This window comes from Deinococcus sp. Leaf326 (assembly GCF_001424185.1).
GTDB lineage: Bacteria > Deinococcota > Deinococci > Deinococcales > Deinococcaceae > Deinococcus.
Map to the genome: position 1 here is coordinate 149,668 of NZ_LMOM01000076.1, position 26,258 is coordinate 175,925.

Sequence of the window (26,258 nt, forward strand, 5' to 3'; positions counted from 1 at the left end):
CTGGACTGAGATCAATTCGTCAGAGGAATGCGCGTAATCTGAGAGCACATGAGCAGTTGCTTAAGCTTCCCGGACCTGCCTCAATGATCCGCAGCCTCTTGGCAAGACTTGTTCAGGCTCTGGTTCGTTCGGCCGAGGCGCAACGTTGTGTGTTCGGGCAACTGTAAACCTCCATTCCGGCGCTCTGGGGCGCCCTACCCCGTTTCGGTACCCCTCCTGCCTGATCTGAAGAAAGGACCGCATCCATGAGAAAAGCGACCCTCCGCGAACACCTGCGCTACCGTTTCGACAACACGATGTCCCGGGGCCCGGCCGCCATGATCGGCTGGCTCTTCCTGCTCTCCGTCCTCATGATCGTCGCCGTGTCGGTGTTCGTGCAGCTCACGAGGCAGGTGCCGCTGGCGGACGACCGGCCCATCGGCTTCGGCAGCCTGCTGTGGTGGAACCTGATGCGCGCCCTGGATTCCGGCGCCATCGGCGGCGACCAGGGCACGCCGCTGTTTCTGGCCACCATGTTCGTGATGACTCTGGGCGGCATCTTCCTGGTCAGCATGCTGATCGGTGTGGTGACCAGCGGCATCGAGGCGCGGCTCGAAGAACTGCGCAAGGGCCGCTCCTTCGTGGCCGAAGAAGGGCATACGCTGATTCTGGGCTGGTCGCCGCACGTGTTCACCATTCTGTCCGAACTCGTGACGGCGAACGCCAACCAGCGCCGCCCCTGCGTGGTGATTCTGGCCGAGAAGGACAAGGTCGAAATGGACGACGAGCTGCGCGCCCGTCTGGGGTCGACCGGACGCACCCGCGTGGTGTGCCGCACCGGCAGTCCGCTTGACCTGGCCGATCTGGAGATCGCCAATCCGCACGCGGCCCGGGCGATCATCATTCTGGCCCCCGAGGACGACAAGGCGGACACCAGCGTCATCAAGGGGCTGCTGGCTATTACGAACAATCCCAAACGCCGCCCGGCGCCCTACCACATCGTGGCCGAGATCCGCGATTCCCAGAACGTCGAGGCCGCCCGCCTGGCTGGCCGTGACGAGGCGAGTCTCGTGCTCGTCGACGACCTGATCTCCCGCATCATGGTGCAGACCTGCCGCCAGTCCGGGCTGTCGGTCGTGTATATGGACCTGCTCGACTTCGGCGGCGACGAGATCTACTTCGCGCCGCCGACTGCCGTGGTAGGGCAGACCTTCGGGCAGGCCCTGTTCGCGTTCCCGGATTCCGCCCTGATCGGCCTGAACTTCGCCGACGGCCGCATCGTCCTGAACCCGCCGATGGACACGGTCATCGCGCCGGGCGACCGCGTCATCGCCATTTCGGCCGACGACGATACGGTCAGGCCCCAGGCAGGCCCGTTCGCGTTCGACGAGGCGGCCATTCAGACTCCGGTGCGCCGCCCCCAACAGCCCGAGCGCACCCTCATTCTTGGCTGGAACGAGCGGGCCCCGACGGTCATCGCCGAGCTCGACCGGTATGTCATGCCGGACTCGGCCCTGAGCGTGGTCACCGACGACCCGGCGGCGCTGGAGACGCTCGCCCTGCTTCAGGACTCGCTGGTGAACCTCTCGCTGGAAACGCAACTGGGCGACACGACCGACCGCCGGACGCTCGACCGGCTCGGCCCCGGCGCCTACGACCACATCATCACGCTGTCCTCCTCCGATACCCTCGACGTGCAGCAGGCGGACGGCCGCACCCTGGTCACGCTGCTGCACCTGCGCGACATGGCCAGCCGCGCCGAGCAGGACTACTCCATCGTCTCGGAGATGCTCGACGTCCGCAACCGCGAACTGGCGCAGGTCACGCAGGCCGACGACTTCATCGTCTCCGACCGTCTGGTCAGCCTGTTGATCTCGCAGATCGCCGAGAACGCTGCTCTGAAGGCGGTCTTCGACGAACTGTTCCGCGCCGAGGGTTCGGAGATATACCTGAAGCCTGCCGGCGACTACGTGACCCTGGGAACGCCCCTGACCTTCTACACCGTCCTCGAATCGGCGCGGCGACGGGGCGAGGTCGCCATCGGCTACCGCCTGAAGGCAGAGGCCGATCTGCCGGCCCAGGCCTACGGCGTTCACCTGAACCCGGTCAAATCCGCCGCACTGGAACTGTCGGTCCACGACCGCGTCATCGTGCTGGCCGAGGCCTGAGCTGGGCGGGTGCTGGGCCAGGGGTCCTGCCCCGTGCCCGGCGCACCCGGATCTTCCCCAAGCCTGAAGTCTTTCCCCATGCCCTCTTCCGGGGGGGCGGGTAGGGTGGGGGCATGACCATTCATACGCGAGCTCTGGGCTGCACCGGCCTGCACGTCACGGAAATCGGCTACGGGGCCTGGGGGATCGGGGCCGACATGTGGAAGGGCGCGCAGGACGACGAAAGCCTGAGTGCCCTTCGCCGCTATACCGAACTGGGCGGCAACTTCATCGACACCGCCATGGGCTACGGTGACGGGCACAGCGAGCGGCTCGTGGGGCAGGTGGCCCGCGCCCACCCCGGTACCCTCGTCGCGACCAAGATCAGCCCCAAGAACATGCAGTGGCCCGCGGCGCCGCAGACGTCGGCCGACGAGGCCTACCCCGGCGAGCACGTCATCCGGATGACGGAAGCGAGCCTGGAGCGGCTGGGGCTGCCCACCATCGACGTGCAGCAGTTCCATGTGTGGAACGATGCCTGGGTGGGTCAGGGGGACTGGCAGGACGCCGTGGCCCAGCTCAAGCGCGACGGCAAGATCCGGCACTTCGGGATTTCGGTCAACGACCATCAGCCCAGTAACGCGGTCAAGGCTGTGGAAGCGGGCGTGGTGGAGACCGTGCAGGTGATCTACAACGTCTTCGACCAGGCGCCGCAGGACCGGCTGCTCGACGCCTGTCTGGCCCACGGCGTCGGCGTGATCGTGCGGGTGGCCCTCGATGAGGGGAGCCTGACCGGCAACATCACGCCGGACACCACCTTTCCCGAAGGTGACTGGCGCAACCGGTATTTCGGGGGCCAGCGCAAGACCGAGTTGCAGACCCACCTGCGCGCGATAGAGCGCGACCTCGGAATCGGGACGGCCCAGCTGCCGGAAACGGCGCTGAGGTTCGTGCTCAGCCACCCGGCGGTCAGTACGGTCATCGTGGGGATGCGGAGTCTGCACAATGTCGATCGCAATATGGCCCTGGGTGACGGAGAGGGCCTGCCCAGCTCGCAGGTCGAGCAGTTGCACCGCCACCGCTGGGACCGGAACTGGTACGAACCGGCCCAGGAAGAGGAGCGCGCGGGACAGTGACCCGGAGCCTGTAGGGCCTGGGCACTAGCCTTATAGCGGCGAGCCGGCCCTCTGGTGACCGGCTCGGAGTTCTCGGCTCGCCGTTGTGTTTTCCTGGTCGTTGCATTTGGGACTGGCTCTGATCTTCGCGTAGCTCTGCCCTCAACCAGGGGGGTGACTGTTCCGGAGGCCGTCTACGTCAGCCAGGGAGGAAGGTCGCCAGTCAGTCGGACGCCGGAGCAGGAAGACTTACGCGCCCTTTACCGGAGCGGCCCCCTTCCAGGGCTTCCCGGTCCCAGTGCGCGAGGGTCGCGGCTGCCGCGTAGGTCTTCTGGAGAAAGGCCAACAGGACCGCCTCTGGGTCTTCCGCTGTCCGTACGACCTCATAGGGAAGAATGAATTCGCCCAGCGTGTCCTGATACCTCGCGCCCGCGCCGGCGTCTGCACTACGGAATCCAGGCGGCTCGGGGTAGGCGTAGGCATAGAAGGCCGCCTCTCCCAACCCCGTTCCCGGCCAGAATCCGGCACTCGCGAGTTCGTGAGAATAGGCTTCCTCCATGACCCAGTCCGCGCAGTTGGGGGCCCCGCCGGGATGCCTGGGCGCGGGCCGTCCCGAAAAACGGGTGACGGCCAAGTCGAAGGCTCCCCAGAAGAAATGCACCGGACTCGCCTTTCCCAGAAAGTCCGCCCTGAAGAGAGTGAAGACCCGGTGCACGGTGGTGAGGGCGCGCCAGTACCGCTCGACCGCCTCCTTGTCGTACGCGGCGTGCGTCTCGTGCTCGGGGAAAGGCGTGAGCGGGTCCGGCAGTTCGACGGGAAGAGGCCAGATCCGGACCCCGACTCCCAGGTCCTCCAGCTCGGCCATCAGGGCACGGTAGAAGCCAGCGACGCTCCGGTGTTCCAAGGAAAAGAACCGCTCCTCCCCAGACCCTGTCCTCATCCACAACCTGTGCCGCAGAAAATCGAACTCGATTTCAAGCGTGCCCTGCGGATGGTGCATGAGGCCCGTCGTCAGGCCGCGCGTACTGAGCAGCAGGGTGGCGTGCCAGGAATGGTTGAGCCAGGGCGTCAGGGCCAGACGGATCTTGCCGACGATCTGGGTCCACAGGTGGACGGTGTCCAGGGTGTCCTGCCAGGGCGCCAGGGGAAGGGGGGGCCAGTTGGATGACGTCGAAGACATTGGGTCCTCCGGGGATGGGAAACGTGCTGACGAGGTGGCGATTGGACGAGAACAGTTCGGCGTCCGTGCCCGCTATAACCGGCTGTCATTTTACGCCGGGCCACGTTCACCGGCGCCGACGACCTGTGGTCCCGGTATCTGGCCTTCGTCATATTGCGGGGCCTGGGTACGCCCTGAACCTTGCGGGTGGGGGTTCTGTGGTGCGTCGCTGGGGCGGGTTGGGCAGTGCGAAGCCCATTGTCACCCACATACGGCCTGCAAGATGAAAAGGGAGGCGGCCAAATCGAGGACACGGAGGTTCCAAATGGGTCTCAGAGTCTACGCCCCGTTCGGGAGTCGCTGGTGATTCCCCTTCGCCCGGTCTCACTTCTCCAAATCGCTCAGGTGTGTCGCAGCCGAGCGGAGCAAAGGCTTTCTCTGCCTACCGAGCTATTGCAGCCTCCGGCTTCCTGAAGACCGCGTTATCTCGATTCTCCTAAACCGCTGTTCACAGGCGACCCACGCGGAGGCCCGGGTCTGGCCTGGACAATGGTCCCCGACCACAAAGGAGGCACCATGGGACTATTCGGCCTGGGCGTGAAACTGAAGGATCTGCAGGATCTCTACGTCGAGCAACTCCGTGATCTCTACTCGGCGGAGACGCAACTCCTTGGGGCGCTGCCGCAGATGGAGGCGGCGGCCACGGCCCCCGAGCTCAAGCAGGGGTTCGCCGATCACTTGGAGGAGACCCGGATTCAGGTACAGCGTCTGGAGACCATCTTCCAGGACTTGGGCGAGAAACCCGGCGGCCATACCTGCAAGGCCATGGAAGGACTGGTGGCCGAGGGCAGCGACATGATCGGCGAGAAGGCCAACGCGGCGGTCAAGGACGCCGGCCTGATCGCGGCGGCGCAGCGCGTCGAGCACTATGAGATTGCCGGCTACGGAACGGTCGCCACTTATGCCCGCGTCCTGGGTCACCAGCAGCATCTGGAACTGCTGCGTCTGACCGAAAACGAGGAGAAGGCGGCGGACAGCAAGCTCACCGGCTTCGCGCAGGAGATCAACCTTGAGGCCGCTCAGGCTTGAGCCGGAGTCCTGCCCGGCCGACTCTCTCCACCTGTCACACTGGACGGATGCCTAAGCTCTGGGGCCGGCGCGGACACGCTGCCGTGGATTATGCGACTGCGCCCGCCCTCTACCTGCTCGCCCGATATGTCGGCCTGCAGGGAACAGCCTTACGCTGGGTCGACCGCTTCGTCCTGCTTATTCTCCTGGCTGTTTTCACCACGCGGACGCCTCTGGGCCTGATTCAGGTCGTTCCCTTCCGTTTTCATGGCCGGGCCGAGCAGGCGAGTATCGCCGTGCAACTGGCGCTGCCCTGGACGGCCCACTTCTCCCGAGACCGGCGTGCCCGCGACTTCTTCCTGATCCTCGCGGCCTACAATTTCCTCGTCTGGCAGGCAACGGATTGGGACGCCGAGGATGACTGAGGACGCGCGGGACCAGTGAAGGGGACCACCGGTCAGGAGTATGTTCGCTGCCAGAAGATCGCCGGTCTCGGCAGGTCGCGTCTTCCCTACCCTCGCTGCCCGGCCAGGCCCAGTGACCTGGGATGACCACCAGAGACGTCGCCGCTCCCCACTACCCCACGGCGCGGAAGGCGAGCGCACCGGTCAGGACGAGACCGACGGCCATCACGATCAGGGCCGCGCGCCGGGTCTTTTTCAGGAACATCAGGATGCCGATGCCGGTCAGGGAGATGACGGTGAGCGCGAGGCCGCTCAGGTCGATCGCCCACCGCCAGCCCGTACCTGCGTCGCGTCCCCGGTGCAGGTCGTTGAAGGCGGCGAGGCCTCCTTGTTCCAGAACGTTCACCGTGTATTTTCCGGTCTGGGTATCGATGAAGGCGTCGGCGCTGTAGCCCGGCGCCAGAAAGCTGATATCGGCCTCGTCGCCGTTGAGGGTGGTGTTGCCGGCTCGGCCCTTCAGGCTCTGGGCGGCCCGCAGCTCTTCAGCGACGTTCAGCCAGTTGACCTTCCCCTGCTCGATCCAGCCCGGCGACATCGTCCCTGACACCGTACGTTTGACCTCGCGGATCCCCAGGGTCCATTCGGGATGATTCAGCGTGATGCCGCTCACCGAGAAGAACAGGACGATCAGCAGGCTGATCATGCTGGTGTAGGTATGCACCGTGCGCAGCCAGACGTTCCACTGGGCCTTCGTGCTGCGCTTCCGGGCGGCCGGCCTCGGCTCAGGCCCGGCCGAAACTGACACTTGCCGCCTCGATATCGTTGTCGGTTCCCAGGGCCTTCTTGAAACTGCTCGTGCCCAGGCTCAGCTTTTCACGTACGAGGCTGTACGGACCATGTTCGCGGGCCGTCTCGAGACACACGTAGTAGTCGCCTTGGGCAAGCAGGGTGCCCTTGTCGTTCTTGCCGTCCCAGGCGACGGCGTACGAGCCAGGGTTGCGGGTGGCGCTGCTCACGGTCGAAACCAGGTCGCCGTTGTCGCGGATCCAGCGCCGCAGTTCTGCCAGCCACCGGGGGTTCTGGCGGCCCTGCGAGACCCAGACCGTCAGATTCCGGACGGTCTTGCCTGCCGGGTCTTCGATCCAGACCGCGACGTAGGGCCGCTTGACCCGGCCGGTGGCCTGGGTCGCCACCGTGAACTGGATATTCAGTGCCATGCCCGCGGTCCAGGGCTTGACCGTGGCGGCGCCGGCTAGGGCTCCGGGAAGCACCTGGGAAGAGAGGAGGGCTGCCGTGGCGGCGGCCAGTTTACCGATGAAGCTGCGGCGGGTTTCAGGTCGTGTCATGGGCTGGGTCTCCTAATCAGAGAATGCGCGTCAAGTGTTGAACGGACGTTAAAAGACGGGGCCGGTGGGCCAGGTGGCACTGCGGTGGATCTGGCGGTCGGCAGTAAAGATCAGGGCGGCGGCCTGCGGGAACCCGGCGATCAGGTTCAGGCCGGGGCCGGGTCCCAGAACGCTCAGGGCGGTCGCAAGGGCGTCGGCGGTCGCGCACTCAGGCGCCATGACCGTGACCCCAGGAACCGTCTCGACCGGCCAGCCCGTCCTGGGGTCCAGAACATGCGAGTAGTGCCGGCCCCCGATGTCATACCCCCGGTGCGCCTGACCACTCGTCGCCAGGGCGGCGCCGCATACCCGGACCTGCGTACTGGCAGGTGCGTCGTCGCGGGAAGTCCAGGGGTCGGCGACAGCGACCGTCACGCCGGCCGGGCCGGCTGCCCGCAGGTCTCCACCCGCGTTGACGAGAACGGTCTCGACCCCCGGCTGCCCGGCCGCCTCTTCGACCATGCGGTCGACGATGAAACCCTTGGCCAGTGCGTTCAGTCCCAGCGGATAGCGGGCGTGCAGCGTCACCATGCCGTCACCGTGCCAGGTCCAGGGCGCCGCCTGGAGGGTCTCTACCAGGGCGTCAAGTTCAGCTGGGTCAGGGAGGCGGCCTGCCTGGGCGGCGGTCTGCCACACGCTCCCCAGCGCGTCGGCCCCGGGGTGAAAGGCGTTTCCGGTCAGCTGACGCCACGAATCGGCGAGCGCCAGGACCGTGCCGAGTTCCGGGCTGATCCGGGTCGGCTCGCCCGGCCTGTCCCCCCAGCGCCTGAGTTCGCTCTCAGGATCGAAACGGTTGAACAGGGCGCTGAGGCGCCCGAGTTCCGCGAGGGCCCGCTGCTCGGCCGCTTCCGCCTCCACGCGGCCGCGTGCCGTGACCTGGAGTTCCACCTGCGTTCCCAGCAGGCGCTCGTAGGTGCTGTGAAGGTGGTAGGACCTTCGGAAGAGGGCGGACAGACGGGGCACAGGCGGAAGTATGGCGGGGCCGGATCAAGGTTTGACGAAGGAGACTGGGCGGCTCAGGGATCAGGAAGGAATGGAGCGCTGGTGGCCGGACGACCTCTGCCCCCTGGCCGGCTCGGGCTACTGGTGCCTATACGGGCTTCTCCCGGACGAGCTGGACCCAGGTGGCTGTCCAGCATCAGGCCTGCGCCGCGTCCGGTCCATCTGACACGACCTGTCCGGCGGGCCCGCGCTCCAGTTCGATCTCGTGATCGGCGCCTTCCCAACCGGTCTCGAAGCGCCGGGTAAAGTTCAGGGTTCCGTGTCCGCGCAGGTCCTCGGCCCGAAAGGTCAGCAGCCACAGCCCGAACGTGCCGCAGCGCGCCTCGCGCTCCTGCACGCCTTGCCAGCCGTTCCATCCGAAGTGGAGCGTGAAGGGCACCGGACTCTCGAAGGTCAGGTCCCGCCCTGGTGGCAGCCGGCGCAGCGGCGTCTCGTTGCGCCAGCGCCACTCGGCGGCGTCTCTGGGCCGGGCATACCGGTCCTGCACCACCCGCAGCAACTCGGCTGGGCGGCCCGTCTCGCGCGCCAGCAGGAGCTTGAGGAACTCGGCATGGGTCCAGACCAGGGGCATGGCACTGCCCGAGGGCCGCCCCGGAAACAGCCCCTGCCCCGGGAGAGGGTCAGTGTCCCAGACCTGCTCGGGCAGCAGGCCGCCGGGGCTGGCACAGTTGGCGATGGTCTGCAGGTACGGCAGCGGGTCCTCGCCCGATTGCAGCGCGAGGTGCCCGCGTTCGCCCGACAGCAGGGGCCACAGCCGCCCGGTGCCCGAACCGTCGAAAGGGCGGCCGTCCCTGTGTTCCCCGTAGCCGTCGTCGTTGTAGCGGTGGTAGAGGTCGCCGCTGGGGGTCGTTACGCGCAGCACCCGGTCCACCACCTTCAGCGTGTCCTGAATGCGCGGGTCGTCTGCCTGCCTCAGTCCCAGCCGGGTCAGGTACGAGAAATCCAGGCTGACCAGGGCCGACGCGCTGATCGTTTCGCCCATGCGGTTACGCAGCAGTACCGTGCCGCCCAGCCTTCCGTCGCGCTGCGGGGGGGCCAGCCGCACGTAGTAACCTGCCACCTCCAGCTCCCGTGCCAGCGGTGTATCCGTCACGTAGCACCAGCTCTCCAGGCGTTCGTTCCACTCGTCGGCCACCTTCAGGGCGTCCTCGCGCTCGGTCTCGGGCAGCCACGCGGCTCCCGCCACGAGCGCCGCGGTGGCGACCGCCAGCGTGAACGGATTGACGCCGGGGTTTTCCTCCCAGCGGTCCTGGTCGCTCGTCGGCCCGGTACGGACCACGAAGCCCAGAGCGCGGCCCACCATCTCGGCGGTGCCGGGCAGCTCGGGCACGCCCTCCTCGCGCAGCTTGGCGGCCAGCAGGACCGGGAAGGCGGTCTCGTCGAGTTGCAGCCCGTTCCAGAAGGGGTCGCCGCTGGGGTAGTCGTTCTGCGGCCAGTGACCGTCGGCCTGCTGGGTGGCGAGAAACCGCGCCAGAATTCGCTGGGCGTCTCCGGGGGCGCCCGCCGCGACCAGCGCGAAGGCCGCCAGGGTCACGTCTCGCGGCCAGACCAGATGGTAGCCGCCCAGCGAATCGGTCGAGTCGCCCCAGGGCACGCTCAGGCTGGCGACGACTGCGCCGGGATAGGTGTGGTCCTCGTGCATCTTGAGGACGGCGGCGCTGAGCAGGGCTAGGTTCCCCAGGGCCTGGTCGGGAGCGGGCAGCTTCAGCGTCTGCCCCCAGGTGCTCCAGCCACGCACAAAGTCCTGCTCGGCAGCTTCGTACCCCTCGGCCAGTGCGCCGCGCGCCAGCGTCCAGGCTCCGCGGGCCGTATTCGAGAATCCCAGAGCCAGCGTGCCCGAGCGGTCCTCCAGCTCGGCGCTCAGGGCCACGTTGTCGGGGCCGGCCTTGGTATAGGCCCAGGTCAGCTGCCCATGGGCCTGCAGGTCCTGCCAACCGTCCGACGTCCCCACGACCCCCGCCGAGGCGTGCAGCCGCCGCCCGGTGGCGCTCAGGCACAGCACATGGTCCTCATGGTGGGCGAACAGCGCGCCGTCGACCCAGGCCACGTTGTCCCGCCCAGTGCCGTTCAGGTGCGGCGCAGCAATCACCGCCAGCCGGAAGGGGCCGTCCAGCGCATAGCGGATGAGCAGGGCGTCACGCTGTGGATCGGGCAGCATCTCCAGGGTCAGGCGGTAGCTGGCCCCGGCATGGGTGCCGCGGTGGGTTACGGTGGGCAGCGGCAGGTGCGGCGCGGGCACGCTCAGGCTGTACTGCGCCGTGCGCTTGAGGTCCACCCAGCCCTGTCCGGCTCCGGCGTTCTCGCTCAGGAGATGGAACGTCAGGTCGCGCAGTTGGGGCTCGCCGGTCGAGGGCCAGTAGACCTCGTTCAGTACGCCGTGGCCCAGGGTCGCCCACAGTCGGCTGCCGCCCAGGCTGGTCGTCACGAAGTCCTTGGCACTGCTGCTCCAGGTGGGGCCGACGCCGGGGCCACTGTCAGGGGCCAGCGCGTCGTCGCCAATCCGGGCGAAGGTGGGAATGTCGCTCACGAGTTCTCTAGGTGGAGTTGTTCGATGACCTGCTCGCGCGTCCGGTCCGACCGGGCGACACCGATGACCGGTCGCTCCAGCACACCGCGCGCGGTCAGGTCCCGCGGGGCGAGAAAGATCTGCCCGTAAGCAAGGTCGTCCGTCGCCCCGAAAAAGATCAGGGCAGCTGGTGGAAGCTGCGTCATGGAGGCATCATTTGCCGGAGGGGTCAACGCCACATGGAACACGGACAGTTTGTCTGAACGACAGAGACAGCCGTCACCGACCTGGGCAACTCGCCGGCAGCACGGAACGTCCTGGCCTGCGCGGCCTCCGCCGGCCCCGAGGTAGGGGAGGACAGGCCTGTCCCTGTGTAGGGCGGGCCGCCTTTATCTCGCACCCTGCGCGATGGCCCGTCCTGCGGTGCGCCCGGTGAAGATGCATCCTCCCAGAAAGGTGCCCTCCAGCGCACGGTACCCGTGCATGCCGCCCCCGCCGAAGCCCGTCACCTCTCCTGCGGCGTACAGGCCCGGCAGGGGCTGACCGTCGTGGGCCAACACCCGGCCGTCCAGGTCCGTTTCCAGGCCGCCCAGCGACTTCCGGGTCAGGATGTTGAGCTTCACGGCAATCAGGGGGCCGTCCTCCGGCCTGAGGATGGGCGCAGGTTTCGCCACCCGGACCAGCCGCTCGCTCAGGATGCTCCGGGCATTCCGGATCACAGCGAGTTGTGGGTCCTTCCCGGCGGAGTTCCGCGTCTGAAGGTCACGGTCGTGCACCTCCTGCGCCACAGCTGCATAGTCCACGAGGTCGTCGCCGATCAGCCGGTTCATGCCTGCCACAAGGTCCCGCAGGTTGTCGCGGACCACGAAGTCGGCGCCCTGGTTCATGAACGCCTGCACGGGGGCCTGGACCGCCTTCCCCGCGCGGGCCAGGGTGAGCCGGATATTCCTGCCGGTGAGGTCTGGGTTCTGTTCCGAGCCGGAGAGGGCGAACTCCCGCTTGATGATGGCCCGGTTGAGCAGGAACCAGGTGTGGGGATAGCCATGGGTGGTGATGTGCCGCAGGGTATCCAGACTGCTCGCCCCCGGGATATGCGGAAAGGGCAGCCTCCTGCCGGTGGGGTCGAGCCACAGACTGCTGGGGCCGGGCAGGATACGGATACCGTGCCCCGGCCACACCGGATTCCAGTTGCGCAGGCCCTCGGTGTAGTGCCACATGCGGTCGGCGTTGACGAGGCTGGCGCCGGCTTCTCTCACGACCTCCTGCAGGGCGCCGTCCACATGCTGCGGCACGCCGGACACCATGAAGGCCGGGGCCGGGCCCAGCCGCTGGACGGGCCAGTATTTGCGCACGAGGTCATGGTTGCCGCCAAGGCCGCCGGAGGTGATCAGGACCGCCTGAGCATTCAGGCTGAAGTCGCCCACCACGACGCGCGAGCTGCGCGCGCCCCGGTCCACGCCTGAGGCTTCCAGCACGTCGCCGTGAACGCCGTGCACCGTTCCGTTCGTGACATTCAGGCCGCGGACCCGGCGGCGGAACAGCAGCTGAAGGCGTTCTGCACGCTCATGCTCACGCACACGCCGCACGAAAGGCTCCAGTACGCCGGGGCCGGTGCCCCAGGTGATGTGAAAACGCGGCACGCTGTTGCCGGGCATCCCGGCGCCCGCGCCGCCCCTCTCGGCCCAGCCGGCCGCCGGGAACCACCGCATCCCCTGGGCGTGCAGCCACGCCCGCTTCTCGCCAGCCGCAAAATCGATATAGGCCTCGGCCCATCTGCGGGGCCAGTGGTCCTCGGGTCGGTCGAAGGCCGCAGTCGTCATCCAGTCCCGCAGAGCCAATTCACGGGAGTCGCGGATGCCCAGGCGGCGCTGCTCCGGGCTGTCCACGAAAAACAGGCCGCCGAAGGACCAGAAGGCCTGGCCGCCGAGGTTCTGTTCGCCCTCCTGATCGAGCACCAGCACGCGTTTCCCGGCGTCGGCCAGTTCGGCCGCGGCGACGAGTCCGGCGAGACCTGCTCCAACCACGATCACATCCGCATCCAGTGTGGGCATAAGGTAGGGCCAGGGTAGAGCACCCGCGGTGGGGAAGGGCGTCAGCGGGAAGGGCGCACAACTCAGGAAACTGGCGACGAGGGCCGGGGTGCCGGGCCAGAGGGGAGCAACCGGCCGGTGACACCGCTTTTGCACGTTCCGAGTGCCGTGGTCCCGACAGGCCAGGGAAGAGGTCCAGGGCTCCCCGGGAGCGGCGCTCAGCCCCGGCGGCGGTAGGCCGCCGTGCGGGGATCGAGCGCGTCGCGCAGGGCGTCACCCAACAGGTTGAAGCTCAGGACGGTCAGCGCGATCATCATTCCCGGAAACACGGCCAGCCACCACGCGTCCGGCAGGAAGCTGCGGGCGCCGGATAGCATCTCGCCCCAGTCGCTGGTGGGGGGCTGGACTCCCAGACCCAGGAAGCTGAGACCGGCGGTCGAGAGGATGGAGGTTCCCACACTGATGGTCGCCTGAACGACCAGTGGACTGGCCATGCCGGGCAGCAGGTGACGGAACACGATGCGGCCCGGCCGCGCCCCCAGGGCGCCGGCCGCCTCGACGAATTCGCTGGATTTCAGGTTCAACACCTCGGCCCGCGCCAGACGGGCGAAGGTCGGGATCAGGCCCACCCCGATGGCAATGACCGCGTTGCTGAATCCGGGCCCCAGCGTACCGATGATCGCCATGGCCAGCAGCAGGCCGGGAAAGGCCAGCAGGATGTCCATGATCCGCATGAGCAGTCGGTCGGTCGTCCGGCCGACGTAGCCGGCCACAGTGCCGATCACGGTGCCGATCCCCAGGCCGATCAGGACCGGCAGCAGCCCGGCCAGCAGGCTGACCCGGCCGCCGTACAGGACGCGGGTCAGCACGCTGCGGCCGAAAGCGTCGGTTCCCATGGGATGCTGGGCACTAGGGGGCTGCAGGCGGTTGAGCCAGCTCTGCGCGTTCGGGGCCTCCGGAGCCAGGACCGGCGCGAACGCCGCAGCCAGCGCCAGCAGAAGCAACAGTCCGGCGCCCACGCGCGCGCCCGGCCGGCTCAGCAGCCTTGACCGGAAGGTGCGCTGCGGCGAGCGGCCGTGGGCCGCAGTCAGGGGCACCCTAGTCATACTGGACCCGTGGATTCAGAACGCCGTACAGCATGTCGACCACCAGATTGACCACGGTGAACACGGCAGCGGAAAAGACCACTACGCCCTGAACGAGTGGAATGTCGCGGCTGGTCACCGCGTCCAGGGTCAGCCGCCCCAGGCCCGGCCACGCGAAGATGGACTCGGTGATCACCGCGCCCCCCAACAGGCCGCCGAACTCCAGCCCGATGACGGTCAGGACCGGCACCAGGGCGTTGCGCAGGGCGTGGCGCAGCACATGGAGGGGAGGCAGCCCCTTGGCGCGGGCCGTGCGCACATAGTCCTGCGGCAGGGCGTCGAGGAGACTCGCGCGCATCATCCGGATCTGGATGGCCACCGATCCGAAGGCCAGGGTCAGCGCCGGCAGGACGAGGTGGGCCAGCGTACCGCTGCCGCTGGGAGGCAGCCAGCGCAGTTGGAGCGCGAAGAGGGTCATCGCCAGAATGGCGAACCAGAAGCTGGGAATCGAGACGCCCAGCAGCGAGATGCTGGTGATGACCGTGTCCCACAGCGTATGCCGGCGTAGCGCGGCCACGGTACCGAGGGGCAGGGCCACCAGGACCGAGAGGCCCAGGGCCAGCACCGTGAGCTGCAGGGTATAGGGAAAGCGCTGGAGGATCTCGGTCAGGACCGGGGTCTGCGTCTTGAGCGATAGGAGCTGCCCGGTCACGAAATCACTCAGAAAACGGGCGTACTGCGTGAGCCACGGGTCGTTGAAGCCGTACGCCTGCCGGAGCTGATCGAGCTGCGCCGAGGAGACGCCCTGGGCGTCTTCGCCCAGCAGGGCCACGACCGGGTCGCCCGGCACCAGTTTGAGCAGCAAAAAGACCAGGACCGTGACGCCCAGCAGGACGGGCACGGTTCCCAGGAGCCGCCTCGAGAAATACAGAACCATCTGTTGTCCGTTCACCAGGGCGCAGCAGGCCGTGGATTTCAGCAGGAGGACGAACTTCCGGTGGCCTGGCAGCAAAGCCGCCGTTCCACCGGAAGGAAACTCGGAGAGTGTCGGCAGCTCCGGCCGTGGCCGGGCCGCGACCGGCAGGCTCACTTCAAGGTGGCCTTGCTGAGATCCAGGTTGATCCACGAGTAGCGCCAGTCTTCGCCCTGGAGGCGGTTGGTCTTGGCGTAGGTGGTCAGGGGGTGATACAGCGTGAGCCAGGGAACGTCGCGGGCAATCTGCTGCTGGGCGTCCTGGTACAGGTCCAGCCGCCTGGCCTGGTCGTTGCTGCGCCGGGCGTCGAGCAGCAGCTTGTCCACCTTGACGTTCTTGTAGAAGGCCCAGTTGTTGGCCGGGATCTCCTTGCTGCTGAACAGGGCGTACAGGGCGTAGTCGGCGTCCAGCGTGACGGTCCCCCAGCTTCCGATGAACAGCTCCGCGTGGTTGGGCTTTTTCATGTTGGCGGTGTAGGTGCCGTAGTCGGTGATCTGCACGGCCGCGTTCAGTCCCAGCTGCTGCAGGGAAAACTGCACCGCCTCGGCGAGCTGACGGGTTTCGGCTCCCTCGTAGGTGGCGAGGGTGACCCTGGTGCCGGGTTTGACCCCGGCCTGCTGCAGCAGTTTGCGCGCCGCCGCGAGGTCGTAGGAGACGCCCGGCAAATTCTTTCCGGCGCCGTAGACCGTGGGGGGAATGGGTGCGTTCGCCTTGACGGCCAGCCCCTGCCGCAGGACGCTCACGATGGCGTCGCGGTCCACGGCCTGCGAGATGGCCTGACGCACGCGGACATTCTTGGTGACGCCGCTCTGGGTGTTGAACCCCAGGTAGGTGCTGCCCCAGCCGAGCTTCTTGAACACCGTGAGGTCCTTGTTGGCGTCCAGATCCTTGTAATTCTCCGGGGGTACGGCCGTGATGAGATCCACCCGGCCGGTCCGGAGCTCGACCACCTGCGTGCCCACATCCGGAATGATGCGGAAGACGAGCCGGGGAATATTGACCTTGCCGCCCCAGTAGCCGGGGTTGGCGGCCAGCTCGATCTGGTTGCCCGCGTTCCAGCGGCTGAATTTGAAGGGTCCCGTGCCAACCGGCTGGCGACCGAAGTCCTTGCCGCTCGCGCGCGCTGCGGTAGGCGAGACGATGGCCGTCACCGGGTGCGTGAGGTGCGCGAGCAACGGCGCGAAGGGATCGGCAGTAACGAACTCGACGGTGTCCTCGTCAATGACGCGGACGGTCTTGATCATGCTCAGGACGTAGGCGCCCGCCGCCTTGTTCTCGGGGTTGATCAGGCGCTCGACCGAATACTTGACGGCCTGGGCGTTGAAGGGCGTGCCGTCCTGAAACTTGACGTTGCGCCGCAGCTCGAAGCGCCAGGTGGTCGGGTTGACGCGCTTCCAGCTCGTGGCGAGACGGGGCTTGATGGAGCCGTCGTCCTCACGGGTCAGGAGGCTGTCGTAGATGTGGTTCGTGATGCCGAAGGCCAGGCCGCTGAAGGTCAGGTTGGGATCGAGGGTCGGCGCGTCGCCGGACGTGGCGATGGTCAGGGTGCTGCCCTGGGCGGCGGCAGTCAGGACACTGGAGGTCAGAACAGCCAGGGCTGCGGCGCGGAGAAGAGAAGACATAGGGCACCACCTTAGTTGATTAGTTTTATCAACTACCTCACCCCTCCAGACAACTTCAGGCGAGAACGCGGCCTGGGTTCTGGCCTGGGGGCCTGAATGTCGGGGAGGGCCCCTGCTCGGAAGGCCAGAAGTCGCAGTGACCTGTCGGAGACGCAGGCGGCTTGTGGGGGCTGACGCCCGGCCACGTTGTCAGGTCGCAGCCGGTCACATCGGTCGGCCTCCTGAGCCGGGGAAGTGGGCAAGAATGGCCCCATGCCAAGTGAATTCATCCAGCCGACGCCGGTCCTGCCCCTGTCTCCCGACGGCTTCAGCGTCGTGCTGCTGGGCACGGGCACTCCGCGCGCCTACCCCGGCGCCGCCAAGCCGGCCGTGGCGGTCGCTGCGGGGGGTCAGGTGCTGCTGTTCGACTGCGGCAGCGACACGACCCGGCAGCTCATTGCCTCGGGCCTCATGCCGCAGCGGGTGCGGGACGTGTTCTTCACGCATCACCACTACGACCACAACGCCGGGTTTCCGGACCTCTTCATCAGCAGCTGGCGGACCCATGTCGGGATCATCGCGGGGCGTAGCCGGGCCATGCGCGTCTACGGGCCCAGCCGCACCCGCGAGATCATCGGCGCGTTCCACGGCGCCCTGGCTTACGACATCGGGTTGCGGGTGGCGTACAACAGGTCCGAGGTCGGGGGCGGGCAGGTGGAGTACGCCGAGAGCAACGCCGGGGTGGTGTTCGACGAGGGCGGGGTGCGGGTCACGGCCTTTGAGGTCGACCACCGCCCGGTCGAGCCGGCACTGGGCTACCTCGTCGAGTTCGGGGGAAAGCGGGTCGTCATTAGCGGGGATACCCGCCCCATGCCGAGCACGGTGGCGCACGCGCGGGGTGCCGACCTGCTTGTTCACGACGCCTACAACGCGGCCTGGCTGGCCGAGATCGCCCAGGAGAATCCGGACCTGGCGGTGCAAGTCAACAACCCGGCGAAGTACCACACGACCACGCTGGAAGCCGCGCAGATGGCGCAGGAGGCGGGGGCCAGACACCTCGTCCTGACCCACCACATCCCGGTGCCCCGGGCCACGCCGGAAGCCGAGGCCGCCTATACCCAGGGAATGGCGGCCCTCTACTCGGGCCGGATTACAGTTGGCCGCGATCTCATGCGCTTCGACCTGATCTCGCCTGCCGGAACCTGAGTGGCGACGGGCGCCCGGTCCCGGACTCCGGTCGGGCGTGCCCTGGTCAGCTCGGGGCCGACGATGGGCCACCCGTCTTCGTGCCGGAACCCGCCACAATGACGGCATGAGACGTTCGACCCTCGGCTTGGCGGCCTTCCTCTGGCTGATGCTGGCCGGTGCAGGGGTGGCGGCCCAGTTTCTGTCCACGCGAACCCGGCTGACGGAGACCTTCGGAACCGACGCGCGCATCCTGCACCGCGTGCTTTCGCAGCGGATGGAGCAGCAGGAAGCTGTGCTCAACGCCCTGGACGCTCTGGAACGTCAGGGTGTGGGCGCGGCGGCACTGGGGACATATGTGGACACCCTGGTACGCCCCTACCCGCAGGTGGTGGCGGCCGAGCGGTGTTCGGCGACGGGCTGTCAGGTACTGGGCACCCCTGCCGAACGCCCCCCGGTTCTGGCCTCCGCACGTTCCGGCCGGCCGGCGGCGCAGTGGCCAGAGGGCGGCGGGCCCCTCTACGCCCTCTCCCGCAACAACGTGCGGGTCTGGGTTGATGCCGGGCGGCTGACCGGGGCCCTGGACAGCAGCGCCGCTCCCCTGACCTATGAGCTCCTCCGGCCGGGCACAGGAACGCTGGTCGTGGCGCATGGGGCCCAGGCCGCCGAGACGTTCACGACGCTCCGGGTGGAGAAGGTCCTGGGGACGGCCCTGCAGCCTCTGCCCATCCGCATCTCGCGGGGGGTGCCGTGGAGCGCCTGGCCCTGGGTGGGCGCAGCGCTGTGGACGATACTCACTGCGGGGCTGGGCGTGCTGATTTTCCGGCTCCTGGAAAGCCGGCGCGCCGCGCAGCGCGCGCTGCTGGACGAGCGGGCTCGGGCGGACGGGGTGGTGCAGGCCGCCTCCGAGGCCATCGTGGCGCTGGACGGGGCCCACCGGGTGACGCTGGCGAATCCGGCCGCGCGCGCCGCGCTGGCCCACGCCCTGCCGCCGGGCACCGACCTGCGCGCCGTGGTCACGTTCCACGCTACGCTCTCGCAGGCGCCGTTCGACGCGGCGTCTTTCTGGAACAGCGCCCGGCCTACCGCCCTGCCCGAGGGGCTGGCCCTGCTGCGCGCCGGGGCCGAAGGCCAGGAGACGGTGCCCGTCGAGGGCTCGCTGGCGCCCCTGCTCGGCGTGGGAGGCGACTTGCGGGGCCGCGTGCTCATCCTGCGCGAAGTGGGGCCGCTCCAGCGACGCCTGCTCGAACATCTGGAGGAAGGAGAGCGGCGCGTGCGCGAGCATGAGGAGATGCTGGCCCACGTCTCGCGGCTCTCCACCCTGGGCGAGATGAGCGCCGGCCTGGCTCACGAGCTGAACCAGCCCCTGACGGCCATCGTCAGTTACGGACAGGCTGCGGCGCGGCTTCTCGACGACCCCGAACCCGACCTGGCGCGGGTACGGCACGCCGTCGGCGCCTCGGTTACGCAGGCCGGGCGGGCGGCGCAGATCATCGTTCAGCTGCGCCAGTGGGTGCGCCGCGCGCCCAGTCAGAGCTGCCCCACCGATCTGGTGCAGGCCGCTTCGAACGTGCTGACCCTGTGCCGCGCCGACCTGAACCGGTTGGGCGTGCGCGTCGTCACGGCCTATGCCGACGCGCCTCTGGTCAGGGCTGACCCGGTCCAGCTTGAACAGATCATCCTGAACCTGCTGCGCAACGCGCTGGAGGCCGTGCAGGACACTCCCGATCCCGTCATCGAACTGAGCGTCGCGCTGGAGGGGGGAGACTGGACCCTGAGGGTGCGCGACAACGGCCCCGGCATCGCCCCAGAGGTCGCTCCACGTCTGTTCGCGCCGTTTACCACCAGCAAGGCGGGCGGCCTGGGCCTGGGGCTGAGCCTGTCGCAGACGCTCTCGCAGGGTCTGGGGGGCGACCTGAGCGGCGCGAACGCTCCTGCGGGCGGCGCGGTCTTCACGCTCAGGCTGCCGCGCCTGGTCTGGGAGGCAGCCAGTGATTGAACCGGCCCTGCCCCTGGAGCCCACGGTCTATCTGGTCGACGACGACGATGCGGTCCGGGACGCGCTGGGCTTCCTGCTGAGCACGGTCGGCCTGAACGTGCGCCCGTTCGCCGACGGACTGGCCCTGGAACGCGCCCTGAACGCCGAGGGACCGCCGGCCATCGGCTGCCTGCTGCTCGATGTCCGGATGCCACATATCAGCGGCCTGCAACTGCAACTGCGCCTTCAGGAGCGCGGGGTGGACCTGCCCGTGATCCTGCTGACCGGGCACGCCGATGTGGACCTGTGTCGCCGGGCGTTTCGCCAGGGGGCCGCCGACTTCCTGAGCAAACCGGTGGACGAAACCGAACTGCTCGAAGCGGTGCAACGCGCCGTGCGCCAGCACTTGCGGGTCCGCCGGCGCCGCGCGGCAGGTGGGCAGGCCCGTGAGCGCCTGTCCCGCCTCACTGCCCGCGAGCACGACGTCCTGCGCGGGATTCTGGACGGCCAGACGAGCAAACAGACCGCCCGGACCCTGGACATTTCCGCGCGTACCGTGGAGACCCACCGCGCCAGCCTGTTCGCCAAACTAGAAGCCGAGTCGCTGGCCGAGGTCATCCGGCTGGCCCTGGAGGGCGCCGAGGACGGGGCCTAGGCCGCTGGTGCGGGGAACCTCTTCTCCGCGCGGACCCGCCGGCCTCCGTAAAACTACGGAGTGCCCCCGCGAACTGCCCGGATACCGTCGCCGCTCCCCCCAGGCGCAGGATGACGTCATGAAAAAGCCGCTGACCGCCCTGTTGACCGTGACCGCCGTTTCGCTCGCTGCCGCGCAGACCGCACCCGCGCCGATCACACTGGCGACCACCCCGACCGTCTCCCCGGCCAGCCTGAGCCTGAGTGCGGCCAGCCGAATCGCCGCACAGGCGGTCGGCAACTGCGCGCAGCTCGGCTACAACGTCAGCGTCACCGTGGTGGACCGCAGCGGCGTGACCCTGGCCGTGGCCCGCTCCGAGAACGCGGGGCCGCACACCCTGGGGGCCAGCCTCGGCAAGGCCTTCACCAGCGCCAGCGCGCGCGCCCTGACGAGCGACATCGCCAAGAACCTGCCGAACAACCCCGGACTGGCCGACATCCCGGGCTACCTGGTACTGGCCGGCGGCGCGCCGATCCGTGTAGGTGGCGCCGTGGTAGGCGCGGTCGGAGTAGGCGGCGCCCCCAGCGGCCTGATCGACGAGAAGTGCGGCACCGACGCCGTGGCCCTGGTCCTGAGCCAGTAGGATGATGGAGACGACGAAGCTGCCGGGGAGGGTGCGGCCCGGACTCGCCTTGCTCCTGCTGGGCAGCTTCGCGCTGCTCCCGGTCACGGGCTACGCGCAGGGGAGGACGGGAACCGTGGTCGACAGCGCCGAGCCACAAGCCCAGCTGAATGAGCGCCTCCTTCAGGCCGCCCGAAACGGCGACGCGAATCAGGTGCAGGCCTTGCTGAAGGCTGGAGCCTCGGCCGACGCCAGGGACGGCAATGGACGCACGGCGCTGACCTGGGCTGCGAAGGGAGATCATCCGGCGGTGGCCCGCATCCTGATCGCGGCGGGCGCCGATCCCGACCTGCAGGACGACCAGCGCAACACTGCCCTGCTGGTCACGGGCGAAACGGGCAGTGTCGCCCTGTTGCGTGAGGTGCTCCGGGCTGGGCCCGATCTGACGCGCACCAACCGCTTTGGCGGTACGGCCCTGATCCCCGCGGCCGACCGGGGCCACCTGGCCTACGTGCGTGAACTCCTGCAGACCACCGTGGTAGATGTGAACCACGTCAATAATCTGGGATGGACCACCCTGCTGGAAGCCGTGATCCTGGGCGACGGTGGCCCCACCCACACCGAGATCGTGCGCGAGCTGCTCGCGCACGGTGCGGACCGCCGGATCGCGGACCGCGACGGAGTGACGCCGCTGCAACATGCCCGGCAGCGAGGCTACGTGGAGATGGTGGCCCAGCTTCTCAAAGAGAGCCCAGGCTCCGTCTGAAGATCTGCCGGTTGCGCTCCTGCACAGGCGGCGGACGAGACGGCCTGGGCTGGCAGGTGACGCAGACAGAACCTTCCGTCGCCTTCCGCGCTGCGCGCCCGGCCGAGCCCGGCAGGCCCCGGCCGCCGGGTCAAGGATTCCCGGGGCATCCGGGCAGACGGATATGAAAACATGGCCATCACCATGAACAGTTCCCTCCGGTGTGTCTCTCTGCTCGCGCTTGCCGTCGCCCTCTCTCCCTTGGCCCCTGCGCAGACCGCTCCCTCGGCGCCTCTCATCAGTGTTCGTCAGGACGCCAAACTCGGCCCGATCCTCGTCGGTCCGGATGGCCGGACCCTCTACCTGTTCACCAAGGACGGCACCGGGCGCAGCAGTTGCACCGGGCTCTGCGCCGTGGCCTGGCCGCCGCTGACAGCCACCAAGCTGCCCGCGCGCCTCGCGGGCCTGAAGGGACAGCTCAGCCTGATTCAGCGGGCGGACGGCGAGCCGCAGGTGGCCTACAACGGTATTCCCCTCTATTACTGGAAGGACGACACCAAGCCGGGCGACACCACGGGGCAGGGCGTCATGAGCGTGTGGTTCGCCGTCAACCCGGCCCCCACCGTCCAGATGGGCCGTGCGGCCGCGCTGGGGAGCGTGCTGACTGGTTCGAATGGAATGACTCTGTACACTTTCTCCAAGGATACGGCGGGAGTCAGTACCTGCGTGGGGGCCTGCGCCGTGAACTGGCCGCCGCTGCTGGTGGCCCAGCTGCCCACCCGGGGAATCGCCGTACGTGGGGGCCTGGCCACGCTGATCCGGCCGGACGGCAGCCGGCAGGTGACGTACCAGGACAAGCCTCTGTACTACTGGAAGGGGGATCTCAAACCTGGAGACGCGGCGGGCGAAGGCGTGATGAACGTGTGGAGCGCCGCACGGCCCTGAGCCGGACCAGAGGACCGGCCAGAACCGAATTCTTTCCGCAAGTTCAGGAGTGCCGTTGCTTGGCAGCACTCGCGTGATCCTGGAAGAGAGAATGCCGAGGGCCATCAGGCAGCTGGAGCGTGAGCAGGGACAGAGGGAGACGGGCCTATTCCGTCTCCCTTCTGCTGTGTCTAGAGCCGCCCGAGGCCTTTCTGGGCCCCTGGTCAGTTCACTCTTTGACCATTTTCACTATTGCAAGCTTAAAAGCATTAGAGTCTTGCAGTTATGAAGAGAGAGCAGCCTCCCGATCCCCTGACCCCTCTCCCTCCTGATTCTGGGCTTCCCGGCGGCCCGGACGAAGAGAACCGCGACTTGGCCAAGGACCTGGGACGCGCCTTGAAACGCTACCAGTCCTATGTCAGTGCTTGTACGCAGCGTATGGCCCAGGAGGACAGCAGCGATATGAGCCTGTCGGCTCGGCAGATCGGGGTGCTCTTTCAGCTGCGGGCGCGCGGCACCCAGAACGTCTCGGCTCTGGCCAGGTCCGTGAATCTCACGCTGTCCGCTACCAGTCACCTTCTCGAACGCCTCGTCCAGCACGGCCTCATCGTCCGCGGTGAAGACCCGGACAACCGCCGGCAGAAGAGAATCGCCCTGACGGCGCAGGGTCTGGAACTGCTGAGCCGGCTGGAACAGGACGCGGTCCACGCCTATACCCTGCTGCTCCTGCACGCCCCAGCCGAAGTCCTGCGCGACTTGCAGGGCTGCCTGCACCGGCTCGACCACTACCTGCCGTCCACCCCCGGCGAATTCGCGGCCCAGGTCCACGGCGCCCCCTGCGCCGACCCGCCCTGCATCTCCGCCCTTTCCCCTTCTTCCGAGGACCATCCATGACCCAGACTCCCCCTTCCGGCGTAACCGGGCAGCACATCAACTACGCTGAAACCCTCGACCTGCGCACCAAACAGCTCATCGTGGCCGGCGTCCTGCTGGGTCTCTTCCTCTCGGCGCTCGATCAGACCATCGTTTCCACGGCGCTTCCCCGGATCGCCCGTGAACTCGACGGCCTGAGCCTCTACTCGTGGGTCACGACCGCCTACCTGCTCACCAGCAGCGCGATGGTGCCCATCTACGGCAAGCTCTCGGACTTGTACGGCCGCAAACCGATCCTGATGATCGGGATCGTCATCTTCCTGCTCGGCTCGGCGCTGTGCGGTCTGTCGGGCGAGCCTTTCCTGGGCAATCTCTTCGGCGGCGGCATGATGCAGCTCGTCGTGTTCCGGGGCGTGCAGGGCATCGGCGCGGCGGCGCTGGCCTCGGTGGCCTTCGCCATCGTGGCGGACATCTTCGCGCCGCGCGACCGCGCCCGCTACCAGGGCCTGTTCGGCGCGGTGTTCGGGCTGAGCAGCGTCATCGGCCCCCTGCTGGGCGGGTTCCTGACCGACAGCCTGAGCTGGCGCTGGGTCTTCTACGTCAATCTGCCGCTGGGCCTGATCGCCCTGGCGTTCATCTTCGCCAAGATGCCCCGGCTGGCCAGCGGTCTCAAGGCCAAAGTGGACTACCTGGGCGCGGCGCTCATCATCGTGTTCACGGTTCCGCTGCTGCTGGCCCTTACCTGGGGAGCGGACGGCAACTACGCCTGGGGCAGCCCGCAGCTGCTCGGCCTCTTCGCCCTCTCGGCGGTCGCGCTCGTCGGCTTCCTATTCGCGGAGTCGCGTCATCCGAGCCCCATCGTGCCGCTCGGCCTGTTTCGCAACCGCACCTTCACCTGGGTGATGATCTCGCGCTTCCTGGTAGGCGCAGGCTTCCTGGGCGCGATTCTCTTCCTGACCCTCTTCCTCGTGAACGTCCGGGGCTTCAGCGCTACCGGTGCGGGTACGGCCACCATCCCGCTCACCATCGGTTTCATCATCGGCGCGCAGAGCGCGGGTCTGATCGCCGCGCGTATCGGGCGTTACAAGTGGCTCATCGTGGGCGCGCTCAGTGTGGCCACCGTGGCCTTCATCTGGCTTTCGACCATCACCGCCGATACGCCGTACGCGCTGCTGGCCGCGCGCATGGTGCTCGTGGGCCTGGGCCTGGGGCCGACCGTCTCGCTGTTCACCCTCGCCGCGCAGAACGCCGTCTCGCGTCAGGAGATCGGGGTCGCCACCAGCAGCGGCACCTTCTTTCAGCAGATGGGCGGCACCATCGGTGTGGCCCTGTTCGGCGCGGTGCTGACCTCGGCGCTCGGCTCGCAGTTCAAGACCAACTTTGCGGAAGTGGTCCGCGACGCCCCCCCCCAGCTCCAGAGCCAGTTGCAGACCCTCCAGGGCGGCAGCGGCGGCGCCCAGGGCGGACAGGCCTTCGACGCGGTGGCGGCCAAGCAGAAGGCCGAGGCCGGCATCAAGGCCGGATTCGCGGAGCAGTACCAGGCCATCGAAACGGCCGTCAGGAGCGGTGACCCGGCCCAGTTCGCGGCCCTGAAGCAGAACCCGCAGCTGCCCGCCGCCCTGCGCAGCGGTCTGGCCGGGGTGCCGGACCAGGCCGTGCAGTCCCCGGCCGGTCAGACCCAGATCCTGACTAGCGTCCGCCAGAGCTTCGACACGGCGCAGGCCGAGGCCATCACCCAGACCGACCGGTCCCTCGACGGGGTGGGCCGCGCGATCAAGGTGAGCTTCGCCAACAGCGTGGCGCGTATCTACGCAGTCGGCATCTTCGTGATCGCGCTGGCGCTTATCGCCGCGCTGTTCATTCCTGACCGCCGTCTGGACGGCCGTGGTCCCCAGACCGCGCCTGCGATGGACGCCCACTGAGCATGTTCCTGGGCCTGCACGGGTAGGCTCGGGGAAAAACCGCAGAAAAAGGCGACGCTTCTACGCGTCGCCTTCTTTTATGGATAGTCACCCCGCCAAACGGCGAGAGTTCCCGGCGCGGGACGCTGGGCTGCCTCAAGCCCCAGATCCTTCCCGGCCGTCCCCAGAGAAAGGCCAGATCCAGCCCGATACGGTTTGGAGCAGGTGGTGGATTCCGTTTCTCCAGCTGTACCTGATGCTTCCAGCGCGGCGCGGCCGGAGCGTGATCTTCATTCGGGCACTCGCCGAACGCTGCCGTCATCAGGTACAGGTCGGCAGCGTTGGCGCCGAGAACAACCTGAAGCGGCGGCATTGTCCCCGTGTGAACGCCGGTTCGCGCAGAAGATGAACGGGAGTCAGAGCTGGACTTGAGGTTGCGCGCTGTAGCGGAAACGGTTGCCACTCCAGTACGTGATGAAGGCCTCGACCTGCTCGAGAAAGACGTTGAACTGCGGGGATTTGACGAGGTAGGAGCTGGCCTGCAGGGTGTAGGCCGCCCGGATGTCCTCGCTGGACTGGGACGTGGAGAGCATCACGACGGGAATATGCGCGAGTTCCGGGTCGTGCTTCATGATGGCGAGCACCTCGAATCCGGTCATGGTGGGCATGTTGATGTCCAGGAGCAGGACATCCGGCAACTGGCCATGATGCCGGTGCATGTACTCCAGGGCGGCAGCGCCGCTCTCGCAGAGGGTCAGGTCGACAGTCAGCTCATGGGTTGCGAACACCTCCTGGGCCAGGAAGCGGTCGGCGGCACTGTCGTCGACGAGAAGAACACGCAGAAGCGGCATCATCTCAGGGTAGCGCAGGTGGGCGGTGTGTTTCGCGCAGAAACTTCTCTTCTGACCGTGGGAGTGTCTCCCACAAGGACGGTCCGTGCGG

General features: G+C 67.8%; 23 protein-coding genes. 12 read left to right on the plus strand and 11 right to left on the minus strand.

Annotated features, from left to right (window positions below; translation table 11 throughout):
* The first annotated feature begins 245 nt into the window (after nt 1-245).
* Nucleotides 246-2,147 (plus strand): NAD-binding protein, encoded by a 1,902-nt coding sequence (locus tag ASF71_RS19990; protein ID WP_056303390.1) that lies wholly within the window; start codon nt 246-248, stop codon nt 2,145-2,147.
* A gap of 113 nt (nt 2,148-2,260) precedes the next feature.
* Nucleotides 2,261-3,262 carry an aldo/keto reductase gene (locus ASF71_RS19995; RefSeq protein ID WP_056303393.1) on the plus strand — a complete coding sequence of 334 codons (1,002 nt, stop codon included), beginning with the start codon at nt 2,261-2,263 and terminating at the stop codon, nt 3,260-3,262.
* A 202-nt stretch (nt 3,263-3,464) separates the two neighbouring features.
* Here the strand turns inward: ASF71_RS19995 and ASF71_RS20000 are convergent, their stop codons facing one another.
* A complete protein-coding gene (locus ASF71_RS20000) occupies nt 3,465-4,421 on the minus strand; it encodes a DUF5996 family protein (RefSeq protein ID WP_056303394.1) in 957 nt (318 codons plus the stop codon).
* 555 nt (nt 4,422-4,976) lie between these two features.
* On the opposite strand from ASF71_RS20000, the gene ASF71_RS20005 reads away from it, so the two are divergent.
* Nucleotides 4,977-5,489 (plus strand): ferritin-like domain-containing protein, encoded by a 513-nt coding sequence (locus tag ASF71_RS20005; RefSeq protein WP_056303396.1) that lies wholly within the window; start codon nt 4,977-4,979, stop codon nt 5,487-5,489.
* Between the two features lie 47 nt (nt 5,490-5,536).
* The gene (locus ASF71_RS20010; RefSeq protein ID WP_056303398.1) at nt 5,537-5,893 is read left to right on the plus strand and encodes a hypothetical protein; all 357 of its coding nucleotides are present in this window, start codon (nt 5,537-5,539) and stop codon (nt 5,891-5,893) included.
* Between the two features lie 151 nt (nt 5,894-6,044).
* Here ASF71_RS20010 and ASF71_RS20015 read toward each other — a convergent pair whose 3' ends face one another.
* The 9 genes from ASF71_RS20015 to ASF71_RS20055 all read right to left on the minus strand — a co-directional run bounded on the left by ASF71_RS20015 (nt 6,045) and on the right by ASF71_RS20055 (nt 16,475).
* Nucleotides 6,045-6,677, minus strand: a complete 633-nt coding sequence (locus ASF71_RS20015; protein ID WP_082506238.1) for a PepSY-associated TM helix domain-containing protein — start codon at nt 6,675-6,677, stop codon at nt 6,045-6,047.
* Nucleotides 6,655-7,218 (minus strand): DUF2271 domain-containing protein, encoded by a 564-nt coding sequence (locus tag ASF71_RS20020; RefSeq protein WP_056303401.1) that lies wholly within the window; start codon nt 7,216-7,218, stop codon nt 6,655-6,657. The genes ASF71_RS20015 and ASF71_RS20020 overlap by 23 nt, the downstream gene beginning before the upstream one ends.
* A gap of 48 nt (nt 7,219-7,266) precedes the next feature.
* Complete coding sequence (locus ASF71_RS20025; protein WP_056303403.1) at nt 7,267-8,220, minus strand: FAD:protein FMN transferase; 954 nt, start codon at nt 8,218-8,220, stop codon at nt 7,267-7,269.
* 175 nt (nt 8,221-8,395) lie between these two features.
* Entirely contained in the window at nt 8,396-10,786 is a 2,391-nt protein-coding gene (locus ASF71_RS20030) for a glycoside hydrolase family 15 protein (RefSeq protein WP_235514643.1), read from the minus strand.
* A complete protein-coding gene (locus ASF71_RS20035; RefSeq protein WP_056303405.1) occupies nt 10,783-10,971 on the minus strand; it encodes a hypothetical protein in 189 nt (62 codons plus the stop codon). Before ASF71_RS20035 ends, ASF71_RS20030 begins: the two co-directional genes overlap by 4 nt.
* 183 nt (nt 10,972-11,154) lie before the next feature.
* Nucleotides 11,155-12,816 (minus strand): FAD-binding dehydrogenase, encoded by a 1,662-nt coding sequence (locus ASF71_RS20040; RefSeq protein ID WP_056303407.1) that lies wholly within the window; start codon nt 12,814-12,816, stop codon nt 11,155-11,157.
* Between the two features lie 197 nt (nt 12,817-13,013).
* Nucleotides 13,014-13,892, minus strand: a complete 879-nt coding sequence (locus ASF71_RS20045) for an ABC transporter permease (RefSeq protein ID WP_235514644.1) — start codon at nt 13,890-13,892, stop codon at nt 13,014-13,016.
* Nucleotide 13,893: 1 nt separating this feature from the next.
* A complete protein-coding gene (locus ASF71_RS20050) occupies nt 13,894-14,817 on the minus strand; it encodes an ABC transporter permease (protein WP_056303518.1) in 924 nt (307 codons plus the stop codon).
* Between the two features lie 149 nt (nt 14,818-14,966).
* Nucleotides 14,967-16,475 (minus strand): glutathione ABC transporter substrate-binding protein, encoded by a 1,509-nt coding sequence (locus tag ASF71_RS20055; protein WP_056303408.1) that lies wholly within the window; start codon nt 16,473-16,475, stop codon nt 14,967-14,969.
* 252 nt (nt 16,476-16,727) lie between these two features.
* Here ASF71_RS20055 and ASF71_RS20060 point away from each other — a divergent pair, with 252 nt between their 5' ends.
* The 8 genes from ASF71_RS20060 to ASF71_RS20095 all read left to right on the plus strand — a co-directional run bounded on the left by ASF71_RS20060 (nt 16,728) and on the right by ASF71_RS20095 (nt 25,337).
* Nucleotides 16,728-17,660, plus strand: a complete 933-nt coding sequence (locus tag ASF71_RS20060) for an MBL fold metallo-hydrolase (RefSeq protein WP_056303519.1) — start codon at nt 16,728-16,730, stop codon at nt 17,658-17,660.
* Nucleotides 17,661-17,766: 106 nt separating this feature from the next.
* Nucleotides 17,767-19,638 (plus strand): sensor histidine kinase, encoded by a 1,872-nt coding sequence (locus ASF71_RS20065; RefSeq protein WP_156373000.1) that lies wholly within the window; start codon nt 17,767-17,769, stop codon nt 19,636-19,638.
* Nucleotides 19,631-20,272, plus strand: a complete 642-nt coding sequence (locus tag ASF71_RS20070; protein ID WP_056303412.1) for a response regulator transcription factor — start codon at nt 19,631-19,633, stop codon at nt 20,270-20,272. The genes ASF71_RS20065 and ASF71_RS20070 overlap by 8 nt, the downstream gene beginning before the upstream one ends.
* 118 nt (nt 20,273-20,390) lie before the next feature.
* Complete coding sequence (locus ASF71_RS20075) at nt 20,391-20,894, plus strand: heme-binding protein (RefSeq protein WP_056303414.1); 504 nt, start codon at nt 20,391-20,393, stop codon at nt 20,892-20,894.
* Nucleotide 20,895: 1 nt separating this feature from the next.
* Nucleotides 20,896-21,639, plus strand: a complete 744-nt coding sequence (locus tag ASF71_RS20080; protein ID WP_235514648.1) for an ankyrin repeat domain-containing protein — start codon at nt 20,896-20,898, stop codon at nt 21,637-21,639.
* A gap of 183 nt (nt 21,640-21,822) precedes the next feature.
* Nucleotides 21,823-22,563, plus strand: a complete 741-nt coding sequence (locus ASF71_RS20085; RefSeq protein ID WP_082506260.1) for a hypothetical protein — start codon at nt 21,823-21,825, stop codon at nt 22,561-22,563.
* Between the two features lie 264 nt (nt 22,564-22,827).
* Nucleotides 22,828-23,436: a MarR family winged helix-turn-helix transcriptional regulator gene (locus ASF71_RS20090; protein WP_082506241.1), complete on the plus strand. Its 609-nt coding sequence runs from the start codon at nt 22,828-22,830 to the stop codon at nt 23,434-23,436.
* Nucleotides 23,433-25,337, plus strand: a complete 1,905-nt coding sequence (locus ASF71_RS20095) for an MDR family MFS transporter (protein ID WP_056303421.1) — start codon at nt 23,433-23,435, stop codon at nt 25,335-25,337. The genes ASF71_RS20090 and ASF71_RS20095 overlap by 4 nt, the downstream gene beginning before the upstream one ends.
* A 395-nt stretch (nt 25,338-25,732) precedes the next feature.
* Here ASF71_RS20095 and ASF71_RS20100 read toward each other — a convergent pair whose 3' ends face one another.
* Entirely contained in the window at nt 25,733-26,167 is a 435-nt protein-coding gene (locus ASF71_RS20100) for a response regulator (protein ID WP_369815030.1), read from the minus strand.
* Nucleotides 26,168-26,258: the final 91 nt, after the last annotated feature.